Origin of the sequence: Cerasicoccus frondis, from assembly GCA_031296915.1 — a bacterium.
Classification (GTDB): Bacteria; Verrucomicrobiota; Verrucomicrobiia; order Opitutales; family Cerasicoccaceae; genus Cerasicoccus; species Cerasicoccus frondis.
The window spans coordinates 87,951-108,607 of the sequence record JAVDPC010000008.1 but is presented as its reverse complement, the minus strand read 5'-3'; the positions used below and the strand labels follow the sequence as shown (position 1 = coordinate 108,607).

General features: G+C 51.7%; 16 protein-coding genes and 1 tRNA gene. 6 read left to right on the top strand and 11 right to left on the bottom strand.

All coding sequences use genetic code 11. The features are described 5' to 3' along the window. Positions 1 to 65 precede the first annotated feature (65 nt). Positions 66 to 4,109: a PKD domain-containing protein gene (locus RBB63_RS08700; protein ID WP_309383174.1), complete on the bottom strand. Its 4,044-nt coding sequence runs from the start codon at positions 4,107 to 4,109 to the stop codon at positions 66 to 68. Between the two features lie 59 nt (positions 4,110 to 4,168). Here RBB63_RS08700 and RBB63_RS08695 point away from each other — a divergent pair, with 59 nt between their 5' ends. From RBB63_RS08695 to RBB63_RS08685, 3 genes are read left to right on the top strand one after another with little or no spacing between them, the layout of a single operon-like run. Further along, positions 4,169 to 4,561, top strand: coding sequence for a hypothetical protein (locus tag RBB63_RS08695; RefSeq protein WP_309383172.1), 393 nt, complete (start codon positions 4,169 to 4,171; stop codon positions 4,559 to 4,561). Positions 4,562 to 4,577: 16 nt separating this feature from the next. Further along, on the top strand, positions 4,578 to 4,826 hold the full coding sequence (locus tag RBB63_RS08690; protein ID WP_309383170.1) for a DUF6926 domain-containing protein: 249 nt from the start codon (positions 4,578 to 4,580) through the stop codon (positions 4,824 to 4,826). Positions 4,827 to 4,849: 23 nt separating this feature from the next. Further along, the gene (locus RBB63_RS08685) at positions 4,850 to 5,413 is read left to right on the top strand and encodes a hypothetical protein (RefSeq protein ID WP_309383168.1); all 564 of its coding nucleotides are present in this window, start codon (positions 4,850 to 4,852) and stop codon (positions 5,411 to 5,413) included. A 685-nt stretch (positions 5,414 to 6,098) separates the two neighbouring features. Here the strand turns inward: RBB63_RS08685 and RBB63_RS08680 are convergent. From RBB63_RS08680 to RBB63_RS08660, 5 genes are all read right to left on the bottom strand, one after another. Beyond that, positions 6,099 to 6,175, bottom strand: a tRNA-Arg gene (locus RBB63_RS08680). A gap of 79 nt (positions 6,176 to 6,254) precedes the next feature. Beyond that, entirely contained in the window at positions 6,255 to 7,541 is a 1,287-nt protein-coding gene (locus RBB63_RS08675) for a valine--pyruvate transaminase (RefSeq protein ID WP_309383166.1), read from the bottom strand. A gap of 55 nt (positions 7,542 to 7,596) precedes the next feature. Beyond that, positions 7,597 to 7,932, bottom strand: coding sequence for a hypothetical protein (locus RBB63_RS08670; protein WP_309383164.1), 336 nt, complete (start codon positions 7,930 to 7,932; stop codon positions 7,597 to 7,599). A 2-nt stretch (positions 7,933 to 7,934) separates the two neighbouring features. After that, on the bottom strand, positions 7,935 to 8,771 hold the full coding sequence (locus tag RBB63_RS08665; RefSeq protein WP_309383162.1) for a PP2C family protein-serine/threonine phosphatase: 837 nt from the start codon (positions 8,769 to 8,771) through the stop codon (positions 7,935 to 7,937). Beyond that, positions 8,771 to 9,214, bottom strand: coding sequence for a BUD32 family EKC/KEOPS complex subunit (locus tag RBB63_RS08660; protein WP_309383160.1), 444 nt, complete (start codon positions 9,212 to 9,214; stop codon positions 8,771 to 8,773). Before RBB63_RS08660 ends, RBB63_RS08665 begins: the two co-directional genes overlap by 1 nt. Positions 9,215 to 9,532: 318 nt before the next feature. Here RBB63_RS08660 and RBB63_RS08655 point away from each other — a divergent pair, with 318 nt between their 5' ends. Next, positions 9,533 to 10,552 (top strand): glutamine synthetase beta-grasp domain-containing protein, encoded by a 1,020-nt coding sequence (locus RBB63_RS08655; protein WP_309383158.1) that lies wholly within the window; start codon positions 9,533 to 9,535, stop codon positions 10,550 to 10,552. Positions 10,553 to 10,849: 297 nt separating this feature from the next. Here RBB63_RS08655 and RBB63_RS08650 read toward each other — a convergent pair whose 3' ends face one another. From RBB63_RS08650 to trxA, 5 genes are all read right to left on the bottom strand, one after another. After that, complete coding sequence (locus RBB63_RS08650; protein ID WP_309383156.1) at positions 10,850 to 11,875, bottom strand: calcium/sodium antiporter; 1,026 nt, start codon at positions 11,873 to 11,875, stop codon at positions 10,850 to 10,852. 163 nt (positions 11,876 to 12,038) lie between these two features. Next, the gene (locus RBB63_RS08645; RefSeq protein ID WP_309383154.1) at positions 12,039 to 13,193 is read right to left on the bottom strand and encodes a cysteine desulfurase family protein; all 1,155 of its coding nucleotides are present in this window, start codon (positions 13,191 to 13,193) and stop codon (positions 12,039 to 12,041) included. Position 13,194: 1 nt separating this feature from the next. Further along, positions 13,195 to 13,980 (bottom strand): Cell division protein CpoB, encoded by a 786-nt coding sequence (locus RBB63_RS08640; RefSeq protein WP_309383152.1) that lies wholly within the window; start codon positions 13,978 to 13,980, stop codon positions 13,195 to 13,197. A gap of 74 nt (positions 13,981 to 14,054) precedes the next feature. Further along, positions 14,055 to 16,385 carry a monovalent cation:proton antiporter family protein gene (locus RBB63_RS08635; protein WP_309383150.1) on the bottom strand — a complete coding sequence of 777 codons (2,331 nt, stop codon included), beginning with the start codon at positions 16,383 to 16,385 and terminating at the stop codon, positions 14,055 to 14,057. Positions 16,386 to 16,827: 442 nt separating this feature from the next. Beyond that, on the bottom strand, positions 16,828 to 17,154 hold the full coding sequence (trxA, locus tag RBB63_RS08630) for a thioredoxin (RefSeq protein ID WP_309383148.1): 327 nt from the start codon (positions 17,152 to 17,154) through the stop codon (positions 16,828 to 16,830). Positions 17,155 to 17,356: 202 nt separating this feature from the next. On the opposite strand from trxA, the gene RBB63_RS08625 reads away from it, so the two are divergent. Both RBB63_RS08625 and RBB63_RS08620 read left to right on the top strand, forming a co-directional pair. Further along, positions 17,357 to 18,607: a DUF3142 domain-containing protein gene (locus tag RBB63_RS08625; protein ID WP_309383146.1), complete on the top strand. Its 1,251-nt coding sequence runs from the start codon at positions 17,357 to 17,359 to the stop codon at positions 18,605 to 18,607. Continuing rightward, positions 18,604 to 20,607, top strand: coding sequence for a hypothetical protein (locus RBB63_RS08620; RefSeq protein WP_309383144.1), 2,004 nt, complete (start codon positions 18,604 to 18,606; stop codon positions 20,605 to 20,607). Before RBB63_RS08625 ends, RBB63_RS08620 begins: the two co-directional genes overlap by 4 nt. Positions 20,608 to 20,657 lie beyond the last annotated feature (50 nt).

Below are 20,657 nucleotides of genomic sequence, written 5' to 3'. Positions count from 1 at the left end.
GATTTTAAATGAACTAAGCCCGAGCACCCCAACTCGGGCTGAGTAAGCATACCTCTATTTGGTTATCAGAACGGAATAACCGTATAGTCCGTGAAGACTGCACGAGTCGTTTCTCCGACTACCCCGCTACTGGAGAATATACCAAGATGAACACTAGCGCTCAGGCCAGTGAGCGTGATTTCATCGATCTCAACAAAGGTCACGCCATCAGTTGAAGTTGCGACTTGGATACTATCGCCAGTCCGCTCTAGAAGCAGCCATGCATTCGGATAAGAGTAAGACTCTGTCGATGTGCTCCGTGTCAAAGCTCCGGCGACCGCTAGCCGAGAAGCGACCTCGTAGTTGCTTCCAGAGTTTGTGGCGACCGCAACCGTTCTGGCATCAGCATCTAAACTCTCACGGATAGCCAAGCCTGCCTGTGGCGCTGATCCACCGTATATATCGTTCACTTTTACGAGCGCCTGGAAATTGCCGCTAACGCTCTCGCTCTCGAAAACAAGGCTATCCGCAATGCCATCAAGTCCAATGCAATCTCCGTCAACTTCCCATTCGCCACTGGTAAGAATACGGCTGCTGCCAGTAGCACCGCTTCCAATCGTGTTTGCCACAAGCCCCGCTGAAGTCAGGTCATGGACAATCGATGTGCTTTCCACAATATCCAATACGTTGATGAAGGCATATCCGGTGTCATCAGACGCGTGGAATCCGATCGCAATCTCACCCAGAGAATTAGCCTGAACGCCAGTGAACGTGATGGTTTGATTCGTATTGCCAGTCGCATCGAGCGTTAGCGTCGTTCCGCCAATCGTGTATTCTCCTACGCCATCATTCGCCGCATCGAAGGCCGCGGATGCAAAGATGGTGATATCAAACGTCGATAGCGGATTAAGATTCCCCAAAGTAATCTCGGCCAGATTCCCTAAGTTAGTGTAATAGGAATCGAACGTAGCATCATCATGGTAAAGGCCCGTTGAAATTGGCCCCAGTGTGTTACGCGCCTTAAAGGCATCAGTCACCACGAGGTTCATACCAGTGCTATTCCCATCCACATCGATCAAGTCAAGAACGGCGTCATTCTCTCCGCCATAGCGAACAAGATTCCAGTTCTCAGTAGAGGGATAAAACTGACCGCCAAAATCAAATAGCAACCTACGGCTAACCGTTTGAGGCGTGTCATCGTTTACCGTAATGGTAACGGTATCAGATGCATTTAAGACTCCGTCGCTCGCGGTTAATTCAAGAACGTAGCTACCATGCGTTGAAAAAGCCACGCTGGTGTCGACTAGGCTTGAGTCAGCAAACGTGGCCACACCAGGACCGCTAACCATTGCCCAACTCGATGTTGGCGTTGGGTAACCTGGTGCAAGCCCATCATCAGAGACCGTCCCAGCAAGTAAAGCTCCTGCCGAGAGCTCCACATTTTGATCAGCACCTGCATCCACCACGGGAGCCTCATTCGATGCAAGTTGCGTCAACTCAATCACATTCACAAAAGCTTCACCACTATTGTCGGATGCGATCATTGATAAAACGATGTGCCCTGAAGCATCTGGAAAAACCTCATAAAAAGTTATCCTCTGAGAACTGTTTTCAGATGCATCCAGCGTCAAAGTCGTCGAGCCAATCGCGTACTCGCCAACCCCGTCATTAGCAGCATCAAAAGCCGCTGAACCAAAGATGGTGATGTTATAGGCCGAGCTTGGATTTAGCCCTTCAAACCGCATCTCGCCCAAGTTTGCATTATTCACATAATAGGAATCTGTCGTCGCATCATCGGGATAGAGGCCTGTCCCCGAAAGCCCTTCAGTGTTACGTCCCTTAAAGGCATCAGTAATGACTAAATCGATAGTAGTGGCATTGCCATCGGTATCAATCGCATCCAATACCTCGTCGCCTACGCCAGCATAACGGACCAAATTCCAATTCCCCGCCGGCAGGCTTGCGGTGCCGAAATCATAAAGCACCGTCAACTGACCCGCGGGCGTCGACTCATTCACAACGATCGTAACCGTGTCATCCGTTGTGTAAATTCCGTCTGTGGCAGACAGCTCTAAAAAATATGTACCTTCGATCGAGAAAGTCGCAGTCGTGTTGACATCACTTGCATCCGCAAAGCTGACGACTCCAGGCCCACTGACCTGAGACCATACCGATGTAGGCGTAGCATTACCCGGCGCCAGCCCATCATCAGATACGATGCCGGAAAGAAGCGCCCCATCCGATAGGCTTACCACTTGATCAGCTCCAGCATCCACAACGGGTGGCGCATTCGCAACGTTGTTGACAGTTATCGTTAGCGAATCGGAAGCAGTAAACACTCCGTCTGTTGCCGATAACTCAAGCACGTAGATGCCTTCAGCCGAAAAGCTAACGCTAGTATCAACCGCACTGTCATCCACAAAGTTGACTGTCCCGGGTCCGCTCACCTGCGACCAAGAAATCGTGGGAGTTGCCGTTCCTGGCGCCAAGCCATCATCCGAGACGGAGCCAGCCAACGTAGCGCCGCTAGAAAGCATTACACTCTGGTCAATCCCTGCATCAACTACCGGAGCTTGATTCGATGGCGTCGACGTTTGTTCCAGTAACTCAACGACATTGATGAAAGCTTCACCTGAATTATCAGAGGCAATACAAGAGAGAACGATCTCGCCTGAAGCGCCAGGTGATACACCGCTAAACTTAATAGTAGCACTCGCGTTGTCCGCTGCATCCAGAGTCAATGTCGTTGAGCCAATGGTATACTCACCGACTCCATCGTTGGCCGCATCGAAGCTAGCAGACGCAAAAATGGTGATGTCGTATGTCAGGCTCGGATCAAGGTCGCTAAAGGTCACTTGACCAAGGTTTGCATTATTCACGTAGAAAGAATCCGTGGTCGCCTCATCCGGGTATAGAGCCGTCCCGGAAAGGCCTTCGGTGTGCCGACCTTTGAAGCCATCAGTAATGTGTAAATCAAAGACCGTCGGGTTGCCGTCGGTATCGATCGCATTCAAAACCTCGTCACCCAGCCCCGCACCATTCACCAGATTCCAATTGCCTTGAGGCAGACTTTGGGTCCCGAAATCGTAAAGCACGGTTCGTGGCGGCAACACTGCATAGACCGTTAGCGTAATCGTATCAGTGGTGGTAAACTCTCCATCCGTAGCCGATAGCTCCAAAACGTAGGTGCCCTCAGCGGAAAAAGAGGCTGACGTAGCGGCCATATTCACATCGCCAAAAGTAACCTGGCCCGGACCACTAACCTTGCTCCAACTAATACCAGGAGTAGCCGCGCCTGGCGCTAAACCATCATCAGTAACCGTTCCATTGAGCGCGGCGCCATTGGCCAACAAAACGATGTCTTGATCTTCTCCGGCAGTAACCTCGGGAGCTTGGTTGATAATCGCTACGACGAGTAGTGTTTGTTCCGTATGATTATTCGCGGCGTCAAGGGCGGTGACAGTGATCCGGTTCATCCCATCATACAAGGGAACGTCATCATACTGCCACGAACCAGCGATAGTAATCGAATCACTGCCACCAAGGTTATTTTCCCAGGTTAACGCCGTCACTCCGGTGTCATCACTGACCGTTCCTGCGATATCCAAGGTTGATGAATAAACCGTGTAGACAGGGCTGCCTGCTGGTTGCGTAACAGAAAGCACCGGCTGTGTCGCATCGCCGCCAGTGGAGACTCGATTAATGTAAACATACGTATTCGATGTCGTGATGCCATTCCCCGCCAGAACATAGTTTGGGCTCTCGGCTTCGATGTAGATCTCGTTGCTTTTATCGTTCCTGAGAGGATCCACCGAAACATTCCAACTCGAAGTTCCAGTGACGGGAATAATATCGCTGTAGTACTGAGAATTCCGATAGGTAATACTGCTAGTCGTTGAAGCGGCATTACCGGAAAGGGCATAGCTGTCGGCGGTCGTTGATACATGCTCTGAGCTCGGCGAAGTGACCTCAACAAACGGCCCAAAAGTATTGCTTGGAGCCTGCCCTCGACGCTGAGACATCATCCATGGCACCAATGGCGTCTGCGCGTTATAAGCGCGCTGCCAAGCGCCAGCATGACCTCCTGTATCATAGCGCGTATAAATTGGCTGGCCTCCCAGCTCACGCATCGTGGAAACAATGTTATCCGATCCGTTTACGGACACCGATCCATCATTCGCACAATGAAATGCCCATAGCGGAATATGCTCAAAACCGGTTGGATTCGAGAACCCGAGCCAACCGCAATTTTCGTTTGCGGCTGCATACCTGCCAGGATAGCGAACCAACTGACTCATCACCCCGTTTCCTCCCATGGAAAACCAAGAAGCAAGAACGCGAAGAGAAGCTGACAAAGCTCCAAGCTGAGCTGGAAGAGGCTAAGAAGCCTCAACCAAAGAATGGTGACGTTTACACATTAGGTAACGCAGTCTGTGTTCTCACTCCTGATGGTCATAATATGATTGTTGAGGACGCCGGTCACGTTCCGTTCCGACAGGGAGGCTTTGAAGCTTTCCTAGAAGACAAGGGAGACGCGCCGCAATACCTAGCAATCGATGTCCTGGACTGGCTTGGATATTAATCAATCAACTCTAATCATGTTAATAGAAGAAGAGTTCAACATTCCTGAGTGGGCCATGATTTACCTTTCTTATGGTCGAGATGAGAGCCTTAGCCGAGAGGAGATAGCCTTAATAGATAATTGGCTTAAAAGGGCAGGATATACCGTAGGTGATTTTTACTCCTGTGAGGAGTCCCACCATTTCTCTCATTTTCCAGAATTTGGAAAACCCTGTAACGTGTATGTAGGGCTGTTTGTGAAAGAAGAGATAATTTCAGATCAATAACAACTAACTAGGAGACATAACCAATGTATATCGAAGTAACCAAGAGCATCTTTATTGATGCATTCAGACAAGCAGGAAGAGCTGAGCAGTTCTCTTATGGAGCCTTATGCGCTCTGTATGATCACCTTACAGACCTAGAAGAAGGACAAGAGGGGACTGGTAGAATGAAAAATACTCCTAAATTTCCCGAATCTTTCCATTCCTTTGTTACTTGCTGTTCTTCGATCTCTTTGGAAACTGATGATGGATTTACAGTTACAGCCCGAATCGATTTTGATGACCAAAGTCACATTGACGATGACGACTGTCACAACACAGATAGAAGCGTAACAGGTTGCAACTTTGGTCAACACATGCAGCTACTAAAAGCTCGCAAGGCTTGGTTTGATAATGAGTGGTTTTATTGTGGGGTTGTCCTCTCTGTATCTAAAGCTGGAGTGGTGTTAGACGACCATGCAGCATCCTTATGGGGGATTGAGGCTAATTATCCAAAGTCAGATAATAACCGCCTAACAGAGGTAGCTAACGAATTGGCAGCGGAAGCCTTAGAGGTTGGACGTGAGGTTTTAGCTAAGCTTGTGGCATGACCCCCACGCAATCAATAATCCTCTGTGTTGTGGGCTTCTATTCTCTCGCCTTCCTTCTAGCTATAGCATTCAGACCAAAGCAGCCAAAAGAGTAAGAACACACCTAAACACTCTCAATCTAGCCTCTCAGTTAATCGCTGAGGGGCTTTTTACTTCCCGCTTGCCTCATGCCACGCCCTAAGCAATCCTAAAGCCTCCTATGGGCTTTTTCATACCCTCACAGAGCAAGCGAGATAAGCGGACCACAGAAGACAGTGGAGAGACCGAACCGGAAACGGCGTTTCTTGAGCTGGACGAGTTTAGCTTTAAAGGCTTTCTGTCTCTGTGCGTTAAGGTGCTCATGGGGTTGTGCCTGTTTGGTTTAGCAGCTTTAACGGTGTTTTATCTAGGAGTTTGGCCCATTGGTTTATTCTTTGGAGGTCTGCTAATCTATTCGATATTCAAGGCTTAATCCTCTCTTAGAGATGAGCCCAGGAATTGATTATTCATCTCGACATCAAGACATATCCAATGAGGAAGCTTAGCCTGAACCTCAGAATCCTGCCCTCTTTTGTAAGTGTTCGTGGAGCACTCGTAAGTGTTTATGCAGGAAGTAAAGCCTTTTTATCTGGCACTTAACTTGGCACTTCCTAAGCTATTCGCTTTTAACGGGTTTTGTAAGTGACTCTACTTCAACAACCTAAAGTGGCACGGGGCAAGGGAGTCGAACCCCTAACCTCCTGATCCGTAGTCAGGTGCTCTATCCAATTGAGCTAGCCCCGCTTGAGGTGAGAAAGTGGAGGATAAAGCCATCCCATCACGAGCATGGCAAGTGTTTTTTCAAAAAAATCTTCAAAGAAATTCAACTCACCGCAGCCGCCATAGCAAACCGCTTGCGCACAACGCTAGCCATGATCTCCAAAGCCTCAGGAAACGCATCGATGTTCATGGCGTAATTGATACGGATACACTCTTCTGCATGCGGCCAAGGCTCGGACAACGCATGAAAGAAAAAATGCCCCGGCACCACGAGCACGCCAGCGGCATTCAAGTCTTGGTAGAGCGCATTCGCCCCACCCGGCAGCCCAGGAAACCAAAGCCATAAAAAAAGCGCGCCCTCCGACACATGGATGCGACAAGGTAAGCCTGCCATTGCCGCGCGCACAATATCCACCGCCTGTTCGCTGCGACTCTTATAGTAAGGACGAATAACATCCCGGGCTAGAGTGACAATCTCACCCGATTCAAACAATGGAAGAGTCAGGGCTTGGCCAATATTCCCATTTGCCAAGCCAGCCACCGCATTCATGGATGAAATGGCTCGGCAGATTTCCGGTGGACCAATTAAGATGCCGGTTCTCGTCCCCGGAAGCCCGACTTTCGACAGGCTATAAGTCAGAATCGTATCTTCCCCCCAGAAGGGCTCGACGTCGGTGAAAATCATATCGGGAAACGGTGCGCCATATGCGTTGTCGATAATCAGGTAGGCGCCGCGCTCTTGAGAAAGCGTATGCAAGCGACGGATCTCACCGTCCGTCAAAACATTGCCCGTGGGATTCGTGGGGCGAGAGACACAGACAGCGCTGACAGAGTCATCCCAAGGCAAATTTTCAAAATCCACATGGTACTTAAAGAGGCAATCAGGCAATTCTTCAATCACACCGCGCGCGGCAATGAACATTTCCGGATGTAGCCCCTGCTCCGCATAGCCAATGTATTCCGGCATCAGAGGGAAAAGCACCCGCTGCATGCCCGCCTCCCCCTCACCCGCCAGGAGATTGAATAAATAAAAATAGGCAGTCTGCCCTCCGTTGGTGATAACGATGTTCTCCTCAGTCAGCCCCCAACCATAAGTATCGTTGAACAGCTTGGCGACAGCGCGCAAAAAACGCTGATTGCCTTGCTGGGGATCATAGACGCCGAGCATACGGTCGAAGCGATCAGGCGACTCTACTAGCATGTCCTGCATGAGTGTGCGCCATTGCTGGGCAACTGCTGAAATGGGAGCAGGATTGCCCCCACCTAGCATATGAATCTCCCCGGCGCCTTCCGCCAGAGCGCGCCCCAAGTCGTCCATCAGCCGCTCGATGCCACTGCCGTATGCTAGTTTGGCCTGAAGCCGGGTTTGATGTCGCTTACGCTGCTTCATATGCAAAGGGTGCAGCATGAGGCAATGGCGGAACGGTGAGCAAGCTAGAACGATGCTACCAAGGCCACTCTCCATGGACTAAGCGCACCGAATGCTCCGCAAGCGGCAAATCATCCAGGGAGAAATCTACCCCAGCGACAACCTTCTCGGAAAAAGGGATAAACCACTCCACCCTCTCGCGAAAATGCTGGTTTAAACGCATCTGTAGATACTCACAACCGTGTTCAGCTGCAACTGGCCAGTTGCCATCATAGTCTCCACCAACACGGAATGGTTTATCCAAGTTGCTTGGGCAGAAGACAAACCCGTCCGCCTTCTCATAAAATAAAACAATAAAATGTAGTCCACGATCAATTGCCTCCCGGTTCCACGTTGGCCGCAGGGAGGACATGGCTAGTAGACTTCAACCACGACCGCAGTCATGTTGTCCCGGGAAACATCCCAAGCTTCTTTGATTAGTCGCTCTGCAGGCAGGAACTTTTGCGCTATAGGTGAAGGCGTGCGGATAAGATCCTCGATTTTCCGGGAACTCACCCCGTCAGAAATTCCATCGGAACAAAAGACAAACCAATCGCCTTTTTCGTATAACACCTGCCCCAAATGAGGATCGACATTATCAACCCGCCCCCCCAACGCCATCTGCAGCAATGATTTACTCGGGTGCGTGCGCGCTTGAATTTCCGTGAGTTGCCCCGCTCGGACCAATGCGCCAACATGCGTGTGGTCATGGGTGATCTGTCGATAGCCTCCATCCTTGGGCAGATGGTAGATGCGACTGTCGCCGACATGGCCAAAATATGCCTTTTCCGGGGTAAACCAACACATGCTGAGCGTTGCGCCCATGCCGCTGGTTTCTTCGTAAAATTGCCCCTGCCAACGCATCTCAGCATGAATCTCGGTAATGACCTCCTGAAGAAAATCCGCCCCCCCCCGCCTAAAGCCAGTCGCTTTTAAACGAAAGGCGCTGGGTAGTAACTGGGTGATTTTTTCCACTGCGATTCGGCTGGCGAATTCTCCTGCGTTGGCGCCGCCCATGCCATCGCTCACGGCAAAAATAAAATCACCTTGCTCAAAAGTTGCTTCGCCGATTTTGCCCATTCGAAAGACTTCACGCCCATCCAGCATGAGCCCCAAAAACGCGTCCTCGTTGTTTTTCCGAAAACGTCCTTTGTCTGTCAGGCCCCACCAGCGCAAGCCATTGGGTTCTGTGTCGAGGTAAGTTTCGTCCATCAGTCCAGTTGCTTGCGTTGTTGATCCAGTCTTTTCTCCACCACCACATCCACGGTGAGCCCTTCCCCGGTCTCCAGAATGGTGGCGAATTCAAAATCGATCAGGCAAAAACGGCCAAGCTGGGGGCTGTAAGTGACATTACGCGCGAAGCGATCCTCGTGGCGAACGCCATAGGTCTCAAGCTCATCAAACAATAGCTTCAGCTTCTCATCGCTGATCTTTTCCACGACCTTACCACAGCTAGTGGTGACCATGTGCAGCCTTGCGGGATCATTCTCAACAATCCGGGGGACAAACGGGCATTCCCGCTCCTCCAAGTAAGTGAGCACACGTAGCTCGTTCTCAAAACGCTCCTTGGCCATGGTTCCAAGAAATGTTTTGCGGACCAAGCCATCATAGCCGACATGAACCTTAGCCTGTTTGGTGTCTTTATCGCCCTGCATGACAGCACGATGAGTAATTCTAGCGGTTTGTTAAGTCAAACCTTTGCCGATCAAATACGCTCACTCAATTTAATGGCTGCCTGTGCAAAATTCACTTCACATTGCGGTCAAAACATGAAAATGATTCATCAATGTCCACTGTGCTGTTTAAATTCGTCCATCCATCTGGAATAATTAACGTAGTCATAAACAAAATCACTTATTTGGCACATGAGGTGCTTTTGGACGTGTCTTTCATCTGAAAAACCCGATAGTCAGCACTGCCGTTCTTTCTCGGAGCGGTTATCTGCATTATCTATCTAACCATAAACACTGATTATGCCTAAGTATAAGCTCGAGTATATCTGGCTCGACGGTTACACCCCCGTGCCAAATCTCCGTGGTAAAACCCGCCTCGCTTCTGAGGAGCCAAAGTCCGTTGACGACCTCCCGCTGTGGGGATTTGACGGCAGCTCCACGCAGCAAGCAGAAGGTCAAAGCTCTGACTGCGTGCTGAAGCCAGTTGCTCTTTACCCAGACAAGGGACGCGACGAATTCTCATTCATCGTGCTCTGCGAAGTCATGATGCCCGACGGTGAAACACCGCACCCATCGAACTATCGCGCCACGATTATTGACGACAACGACACTTGGTTCGGCCTCGAGCAGGAATACTTCCTGATGAAGGACGGCCGTCCGCTTGGCTGGCCCACCGAAGGCTTCCCTTCCCCGCAAGGACCTTACTACACCGGCGTAGGCTACAAGTATGTTGGCGACATCGCCCGCGAAATCGTCGACGAGCACCTCGACCTTTGCCTCGCTGCTGGCATCAACCACGAAGGCATCAACGCTGAAGTGGCTAAGGGTCAATGGGAATTCCAGATCTTTGAAAAGGGTTCCAAGAACTGCGCTGACGATGTTTGGGTAGCTCGCTACATTCTCATCCGCCTCTGCGAAAAGTATGGCGTGGATGTCGAGTTCCACTGCAAACCTTTCCAAGGCGACTGGAACGGTTCCGGCATGCACTGCAACTTCTCCACGAAGTATCTGCGTGAAGTTGGCGGTAAGGATTACTTCCTCAAGCTCATGGACGCGTTCGAAAAGAACAAGGACGAGCACATCGCCGTTTACGGTCCAGACAACCACCTGCGTCTCACCGGCCTCCACGAAACTCAGTCCATCGACAAGTTCTCTTGGGGTGTTGCTGACCGTGGCGCTTCGATCCGTGTTCCTCACGGCTTCGTTAAGGGTGACAAGTATCAGGGCTACCTGGAAGACCGTCGTCCGAACTCGCAGGGTGATCCCTACCAGATCTGCGCTCGCGTTCTTAAGACGATCGCCGAAGTTCCCACCGAATAAGTTTTTAAAACATACCACTACTATTGCGACGACGCCTCCACCTTGGGGGCGTCGTTTTTTTTAACCCAGCAATGACTCACTGAGTGACCACCGAACAGCACAGCGTCGATCTCATTATGCATTCAAATGCCATCGTCGAGACCATGCCTCTAAAAAGTCTCAGAGCAGGGCCAACTTAGTTGAGAAACTCGACTCGGCACCTTGGTCAAACCCCATCCAATGCATGCGACAAGCAGATCCTACGGCTAATCGTCCAATAAACGCCCCAGCGACAAATCGCCTTATCCTTTTCCCAGGCTATATGCCGGGTAAAATTTTACCCATTTGCGAGGCGGAAGACAGGCCGATGATCACGAAGTAGAGCACAACGAGAAAGGCGCCTTCCATACGGGTCACCTTACGCTCAGTGTAAAATGCAAACCACAACAAGAGTGTCAGCAGGACCATTGACGGGAACTCGATCACAAAAAGTCGACGTTCGACTTGGAGCGGGAAAAAAGTCGATACGGAACCACCGATAAGCAGCATATTGAAGATATTGGAGCCCACGATGTTTCCAGCAATGATGTCGCTTTGCCGACGCAGCGCTGCCGCAATCGAAGCTGCCAGTTCCGGCAAACTGGTCCCAAGCGCAACAAGCGTCAGGCCGATCAACACTTCATTGACGCCAATACGTGTCGCGATCTCAACTGCGCTTCCAACCAGCATCTCGGCGCCCAGAGCAAGAAATAGAGACCCGACTAGAATAAACATCGCGCACTTCCCGACTGACTCAAGAGGGTCCTTCAACTCGTCAGCCAATTCATCGGATATCTCACCTTCTTCAGCTGGCCCTGATCGTCTAGCCTGGCTGACCATAAAGAACAGGTAGCCAGCAGTGCCCGCAAGCAACAATAAGCCTTCCACACGCCCGATCTCGCCAGCAGCGAGAAACCCGCCCATGCTCATGAGAGTAAACATGACTGTCACGATCAGCAACAACGGCACCTCTTGTTTCACTAGTCGGTTTTGAATAGTGATCGGGTAAATCAACGCAGCCACGCCGAGTATTAAGCCAGCATTGCCCAGATTACTTCCTACGATATTACCCACAGCCAGGCCACTGTTTCCGCCTGCAGCAGCAATGAACGCAGTGATCATTTCCGGCATTGAGGTGGAAATTGAAACAATCGTCAGCCCCACGATGACTGGGTTGATCTTCAAAATCAAAGCCAAGCTCGCTGCTCCCTTAGCCAACCAATCACCTCCGACGCAGAGCAGGCCCAGTCCAATCAAAAGTATGAAGGCCAGCAGGAATGTATCGAATGTTTCGTAAGGAATCACCAGGTGTAGAAACGTTTTTGAACGTCAAAGCGGAAAATCAATTGAGCGACTCCATGAATTGCAAGCGGAATGCGATCAAGTTGATAAATGCATCATGAAAGGATGTGCGGAGACTAGAAAGATTGTCTGGAGGAAACAACCCTTGAATCAGGGAATTATTGCCTTAAATGCTGATTACCTGAGGGTTAGTGCCCTCGTTTCGAATTTCTTCAATCGCGCTAAGCGATGCATGAGCCAACGCAGCCCAAGTCTCAGCCTTTTCATTCATCAATGAAGAAATGCGCACTGTGCGCCGGGCAAACTCTTCAGCCACACCCATGGCGCCCAACACATGGGACGGACCGGCTTTTCCAGTTGCGCAGGCTGACCCGGTGGACACTTGAAAACCACGCTGATCCAGCCTTCTAACAAAACGCAGGTTGTCACCAATCGGTAAACAAAGGCTGAATGTATTTACCAATCTCGGGGCTCCTGAGCTCCAGATTTTCACTTCAGGTTCCTTGGCCAACAACGCCACTTCAAATGCATCTCTGGAGCCTCGCACACGAACACGGGCAGCCTCTAGCGAAGTATAACTCGCCTGCAATGCAGCCAGCATCGAGGCAACTCCAGGGTAATTTTCCGTACCAGCCCGATGGTCATGCTCCTGCCCCCCCCCTCGCTGGCCTTGGAACCCAGAAAAAGACGATGCGGCGATCACGATGCCGACACCCTTGGGGCCACCAAATTTATGCCCACTGGCGGTAATGAAGTCAGCCCTGGACAGTCCGTCCAATGGCTCTTTGCCCACCCACTGAGTCGCATCAATGTGAAGCGCCACTCGTTGCCTACGGCAAATCTCGATGACCTCAGGCCAAGGCTGAATGACTCCGGTTTCGTTGTTGGCGGCCATCAGCGAAACGAGCGCAATATCTCCCTTGGCCAACCCCCTCTCCAAAGCATCGATTCGAATGACTCCATTGCCATCCACTGGCAACTCACAGGCATCTTCTCCCCATATTGCACGGGCGTTTTCCAAGATGCTTGGATGCTCCACGGCGGACATTGCGAGGCGCTTACGCGGCGACACCTTACGCATGTAGGCCAGAACATCACGGTTACCTTCAGTCGCGCCAGAGTTGAACACCAATGACTCTCGCGGGACCTGAAACAAGTCAGCAATGCTGGCGCGGGCGCCCTCTAACTTCGCATGAACACGGGCCGATGCACGAGATGGACTGGACGGGTTTTGCCAATGCTCATCCATCGCCTCCAGCCAAGCCGCACGCGCCTCTGGTAAAAGCGGCGTAGTCGCGTTGGCGTCGAAGTAATGACTCACCTTACTCTGGCACTTTCAGGGTTTGTCCCACCTTGAGCGCATTGGGATTCGGCAGTTGATCCCGATTCGCCTCAAAAATCTCCTGCCAGCGCCCGGTGTCCCCGTAAACTTTGGTGCTGATGCGCGTCAGCGTGTCCCCAGAGACAACGGTATATGTCCGCTGCGAAACATTCGCACTCTGGCGATTTACTTGCTGCGGGGGGACGTAAGTCTGAGGGGCGGGCTGGCGATCCGGTGGACGAGTCGATTGGTAACTGACCCGCGAATTGCCGTTTACATTGACTGTCTGCGGCGCATTCTGCGCCACCTGTCCCTGACGGGCCGCCGCAAGCTCGCGCTTCAGCTCTTTGTTCTCTTCGCGGACAGCTTCCAGCATCTCCAGAAGATCCAGGCGCTCGATAGCAGAGTCATAAGGCTGCCCAGGCAGCGAACGGGCAAAGTCTTTCTTAGCGCTTTCGATCAATTGCTCAGCTTTTTGCGCCTCCGCAGAATCGGGCCGCAGCTCGACATAACGTCGCAAATGGTAAATCGACGCAACCGGATCACCGATGTGCTGCTGATAAAGGATGCCAGCCTCCAAATGAGATTCTGGCGCATCCGGACGCTTTTCGATTACTTTGAGAAATGCGTTCAAGGCTTCTCCTTCGCGCCCCTCACGGAGCAATCGCTGACCGCGCTGATATTGCTTTTCTTCAGTTTCATTGACTACGCCGCCGGTCTGTGAATCACAGCCAGCCCAAAAGATGCACAGTGTCAAAAATGTCAGGATTAACCCGGTACGACTCATGGGGGGCATTTTTGACAGATAGCCCCAAGCACATGCAAGCGGAGAATGCGCAGTCCGCAGATTGTAGCTTCTACTCAGACTGCCGCGGTGCTCGATTCTGTAACTTCGACGGTCTCCAGAGACTGAATCGCCGATGATTCGCCAACCACGTAGAGCACATCGTGCGCGTGGATAATTTCCTCAGGAGCCGGGTTGGTGATGCGGCGCTCCCCACGCTGAATCCCTAGCACAGTCACACCGTGTTTTTGGCGTAATTCCGCGCTGGCCAGCGTCTCATCAACGAGTTTGGACTCACGTGAGATATAGAGCTTCTCGATGCGTAAATCTGGCGCCGCCTGAGTCACGATGGGGGATTGACCCGCTGCCGTGAACAGAGTTCGGGCATCGCGGGTCTGTGTCTGGCTGCCAAAAACATACCAATGGTCGCCTGGGAAAATAATTTCATCAGGATCAATGTCGTAGAGCACTTGCCCAGCACGGGCCAAAGCCACCGCGCTAGCGCCAGTCGAAGCGCGGAGATTTGTTTGCCGGAGCGTTTGGCCGCAGAGCTTCCCACCCGATGGCACCGTGATTTCCTCGACTGCGATCGGCCAGGGATACCTTTTTTCAATCTCCTGAAGCGTATTTTCCCGCCGGACCACCTCCTCATTCACGACCCGCTGATTGAAGCTCTCCATGAACAGGTATTCAAGCTGGCTGTTGAACTTAATGATGCGCTTCCAGAAGAAAACCGCACTCGCCACAATCAGCAGGAGAAACGCCGCCAATGCAGTGCCTGACGGGAGATACTGCGCCGCAACCGACAGGTAAATACCGCCCATCAACAGACTGACTGCGACGACGATGACGCCGTTAAAAATATTACGCACACGCCCCTGGATAAAGCTCCGCGTAGCGCCGGTAGATAAAATCGAATCGAGCAACATCATGATGACTGCATTGAGGTTGCGGATCATCGCCGTAATGAACGGTAGACTCAGCACCGCAGTGGCAAGCCACACGGCCAAACCAAGAATCATAGCCAACTCTGGTTCTTCGATGCGTTGCGTAATCTGATTGTTCGCCACTGAGGCGATCAGAATGAATGCATTCAGGAGCAGAAAATTGAACAAAATCTGCAACAAAGGACGCTTAACCATTTTGAGTAATATGGCGCGCTCTGCCTGCGTCCCCAATCGATCCAATAAGTTACGATAGAACTCGGCGAGAGTCGATAAGCCACTAGGCAAGCGTCGCGCAAACCAGCCGTGCAAAGGGTCGGAATTTTTCGCTAAAATAATGCTGCCGTCCGTGCTCAACACCGATACGCCGACCGCAATAGACATCAACGAATCATCAGTTACCCCCAGTTGTTGCCCAAGTGCTGCAATGATAAATGAAAATTCGCCGATCTGCGATTTCACCGTCGCCGCTCGAAAGCTCGTATCGGTTCGCTGCCCACTAAGGAAAAAGCCAACCCACACCGAGAGCACCTTCATCGGTTGCATCACCAAAGTCAGCAAAATGATTACCAGCGCATTATCCCAGAGCGTCTCGGGGTCAATCAGCATGCCTGCGGACACGAAAAAAACCGCACAGAAGACATTGCGCAATGGCTCGGTCGCATGCTCGATTTCAGCTGTCATTTTCGATTGGGACAAGATCGACCCGGCCAAAAACGCGCCCAGCGCCACCGACAGCCCCCACAACTCAGCCAAATAACAGAGGACCAGCATAAGCGCGACCACGCAAATCGTCCCCAGTTCCCGACTGCCATATTTCTCCAATGCATCGAGCAATCGAGGCGCAGCGAGTTTGCCAACGAAATAGAAAAACACCACAAACAGGCAGATCAGAAATGTCACTGCGCCAATCGCCGCCCAATTCAATGTGCCCGTCACGGCAACACCGGACAGAATAACCAACAAGGCAATAGCCAGAATGTCCTCCAGTATCAGCACGCCAACGGCCAACTGCGCATGTGGCTTTTGCCAACGTCCTAACTCTTTAAGAATGGCCACGGTGACCATTGAAGAACTGATCGCTAGAATAGATCCCAAAAATAGCCCCTGCACAACGCCCCACCCCAGCAAAGGGGCCGCCTGTGAACCAATCAGCAGCATCACCAACGTTTGCAGGACAATGGCCAACATTGCTGGCCCCAACACCTGCCTTAAGCGCCTCAAATCGAACTCCAAACCCAGCGAAAACATCAGGAAAACGACGCCCAACTCACTCAAAGCCTGAATCGTCTCCAAGTCATGAACCGGAGATCGCTGCCAAAGATTAGGGCCAACGAGGAAACCACTCAGTAGATAGCCGAGAAAAACGGGCAATTTCAGGCGCTTAAAGAGCAAGGTAACCGCCGCCGCACACATCAAAACAACTGCCAAGTCGTTGATCAACACCGGTGTATGACTCTCCACGCTCACCATTACCAGATTGCCTTCAGACTACATCCGTGCAACTGCGAAAATCCACTCGCAGGAATATTTCGCAATGTGCAAAAAAATGCCGCCCTCCCTACCCCTAGGGAGAGCGGCTTCTCGTATATTCCCCAATAATCCCTAGATTTCTCTAGAGAAAAGATATCCTAAGATCAATCGATATCTTTAGGCTGAATCACCCACAATGCAAGCTGTAAACAATGAATATTGTAAAAAAATTAACTTCAGCTTAATGTCTAACGGGTAAGTCGGAATTACATTCATACCCCTGTGGATTTTGGCTAAAAATCTTCATGCGACACCACCTACGACCAGATAAATGATAGGCCAATCTCAAGAACGGGATAGCAACTGGCGTACAGACTAAAGCAACACAACTTAGGCTGCGTAGCTGAACGATTACGATTAAACGTGCTCGATTTTACAGATCAGCCGAATCAATCCAATCCAGCATCGCCTGCTTCGGCTTCGCGCCGATGAGCATATCGACTTTTTCACCGTTGCGTAGGGCAACAAAAGTCGGTGCTCCACGGATACCGAACTGAGCCGCCAAATCCGGCTCTGCTGAGGCGTCAACTTTCACGATTTTCACGCTGTCTGCGAGTTCAGTCGAGATCTCCTCCAACAGCGGCTCCATCTGTTTGCAGGGCATACAGTATGGTGAGAAGAAATCGATCACCACGAGTTTTGTCTCCTGCACAACTTCTGCTTCGTAAGTATCCTTCGTGACTAAAGTAAGAGCGCTCATTTAATTCAAATGCTTAAGGTCTAGAATGCTTCCTCTGCCTAAACTATGGCAGAGGAAGTAACCAATGAGCCATCGCATGGTCTGGCGCAAGTCGTTTTGGAATTTTTCCTTAATTCCACGATCCGACGCGAGAATTTATCGTTCTGGAAAATTTCTTTGAATATTCTGAGAGACCAAGAGTCCAATGCAATAACGCAAGACAATGAGAACCTCAATTCTACTCATTTTATATCTATCATCACTATTATCAACCTATAGCACTGCGGTTGCGACGATTGAGCAAGATGCCTACATCTGGCAGCGTACATGGAGCGAAAAGCTAGAGCGCGCGCTCATCGAACACGTCAATGAACTCAATGGCTTCACCGTTTTAGCTGCGGAAATAACGCCGACGCCGGAAGGTGCTCAAGTCTCGTTCTGCAGTATCGACTTTCCAACTTTAGTAGACTGCCAACTGCCTATCACGCTAGCCATTCGCGTAGGTCAATACCCAGGTCCATTTTCCAACGACGCACCGACCACGCAAACATTGCTTAAGCTCGTCCGTGAAGTTCTCCAACGCGCCCAACAAGCAGGTGTAGAGCCAGCAGCAATCGAAATCGACTTTGATTGCGCCACCAGCAAATTAACTGGCTATCAACATTGGCTACAGCAGTTGCGCATACAGCTGGGAACAACTCCACTGTCCATAACCACACTTCCCACCTGGATGACGCGACCAGATAATTTTCGCCAACTAGTGCATACCGCAGACCGCTACGTTCTGCAGGTTCACAGCATTCAACGTCCAACTTTTTCAAGCAAAGCAATTAAACTTTGCGATGCAAAGTTGGCGCTCAAATGGGCACAACAAGCAGACGCCTTTGGTCAAACGTTTCAAGTTGCCCTACCGACTTACGGATACCTCCTAGGTTACAATGCCGATGGTGAGTTAATCAGCGTCAGCGCCGAAGACACAGCGGCAACACAGGGTAATGATCAGCATTATAAGGAGGTGAGATCCGATCCAATTGAAATGGCTCAGCTTGTTTGCCGCTTCAATGAACTGCCCTTACCAAACTGCAGCGGCATCATCTGGTATCGCCTGCCCGTTGGCGAAGAACGGCTCAATTGGGACGCGGCGACTTGGCGCGCTGTTCGGCTTGGACAAGGCATACTGCCAAACTGGCGTGCAAGCGTAGTGACACAGTCAGATGGCCTGGTCGAAATTCTGCTCGAACAATCCTCCCCTATAGCCAGCGACCCTCCAGATAAAGTAACGCTGCACTGGCAAGGTGCAGCCGCCATTGCCTGGGATGGGCAGCGGAATTTCACCGTTACCCATTCCGGAGAAAACGCTCTGGAATGGAAGCGCCCTTCCAACTCTCCACCACTTTCACAAGGTGAATCCTGGACACTGGGCTGGGTTCGTTTTGCCCAAACACCGTCCCTCAGCTTAACCGTCACACCATGAAGACTCGCCAAATCCTCACCGCTCTCGCCCTGCTGACACCGCTTGCGGCAATCGCCTGTGGACCGTGGCTTCCCGTGCCCTACGTTGTCCGCAACGACTCTGTTTTCTTCAGCGCTCCGCAAGTGGGCTTCCTGCAAGAGTTGGAGCAGGTTCTGCCTGTTGAGCCCACCTTTACTGCCGTGCTCGTTGAAGACCAATCCCCCAACGCCACCGAAGCCTTATTAGTCACGCTGCGAAACGAAGACATACCGGAAAACGAGCGCACGCAAATCCTCAATGCCTACCAACGCTACAGACAGCTCCTGAACGACGCTAAGACTTATCACGACACTTCCCCTTACCGCTCTTATCGGGCAGCGCAACAAACCCAGGAAATGGTCATCGCTCGCCTGCGCAACGAACACCCACCGACTTCGCTGCCTGCGGAATTCCAACGCTATCTCGCCGGTGCCCGCGAATACTATCTTGGAAACATCGACCAAGCGCGCCAGCATTGGCAAGCGGTACTCGATCTGCCTCAAGCTAAACGGCAGCACCAGTCTGTTCGCGCGGCATTCATGCTGGCAAAAACCAGTCCAGACAAAGCATCCATAGCCGCCTTCCAGCACGTTCGCGATCTTGCCAAACAAGGCTTCGACGACCCAGACGGTCTAGCCGCTGCAAGCTATGGACGCGAAGCCCAGATTGCACTGCGACAGGAGAATTTTCAACGCGCCATCAAGCTATATCTCTTACAATGGCGCACGGGCTATTGGAACGCCGGTTTGAGCCTTCAACGGACCGCAGGCTACACCTGGCAAATAGAATCAGCAGAGCGCTTTGCCCAGCTCTTGAAAGACGAGCAAGTGCGCGCCGTATTAACCGCGCATTTGCTCACCAGCTACGACACCTCGGAAACCAAGGATCGGCGCGAGCGCTTTCTTACCGCCCTCCCCAGCCCTAAGGAGATAACCGTCAACGAAGCCGGGCGTTTTGCATTGTTGGAGTATCAGCAAAACAATATCTCCGCAACGCGCCACTGGCTCGCCTACGCCACTCCGGATGATGCGCTGGCGCTCTGGGTGCGGAGCAAAATGCTGCTGCGTGATGGCCACATCGATGAAGGCCGGACCTTGCTCGTCGAGTTGCTTCGCCAAAGTAATCAAGAGACACCAGACTGGGATCGCCTTGACACTCGCCACGCGTGGGGAGAGCTCGGCCTGCTCTATCTGAGAAAGCAAAATTATTCGCAAGCGGCAAACAGCTTTGCCAACGCCCAAAGCTGGCTGGATTTGGCCTACGTAATGGAGCGTGTCATGACCACTGAAGAACTTTTAGAGTGGTCACTCTTTGCGCCGGGCATTCCAGTCGAGCAAAATTTCTGGATCAGTGATCCACGCCAACTCATTGCGCGGCGACTCATGCGGGAGGCTCGATTTAAGGACGCCCTCGCCTACTTTAGCGGCGAACTTCGATCCCAGGCTGACGCTTACATAGCCGCCATGCAGACCGCCAGCGACGATCAACAACCTCCGCAAACTCGCGCCAAACACTACTGGATCGCGGCGCGCATTATTCGCGACTACGGCATGGAGCTGCTGGGTACAGAACTCGACCCCGATTTTGCCTGGAGCGACGGCTTACATACTTGGCCACATAGCATCAGCGAGCGTCGAGACCAGCGCGACATGAAAGGATATGCAGTTAATGTTCCCAGTTACGAGGAAATTGACCGCGTTGACCGCAGCGCTGCTCGGCCCAATCAGCGATTCCACTACCGTTATCGTGCTGCGCAATTGGCAGAGCTGGCCGCCGGCCTTCTGCCCAACAATGACGAAAACGCTGCCCGCATATATTGCATTGCAGGCTCGTGGATCAAAAACCGTGATCCCTACGCCGCTGACCGCTTCTATAAACAGCTCGTGGTACGCTGCCCAGAGACCCCACTGGGGCAGATTGCCGCGAAACGACACTGGTTCCCCGATCAGGCCGACATTCCGGGCGAACCCTTTGAAAGCTAGCGCGGATCATTTTCGCAATCGTAACGGCGCATTCGCGAATAACGACTCGC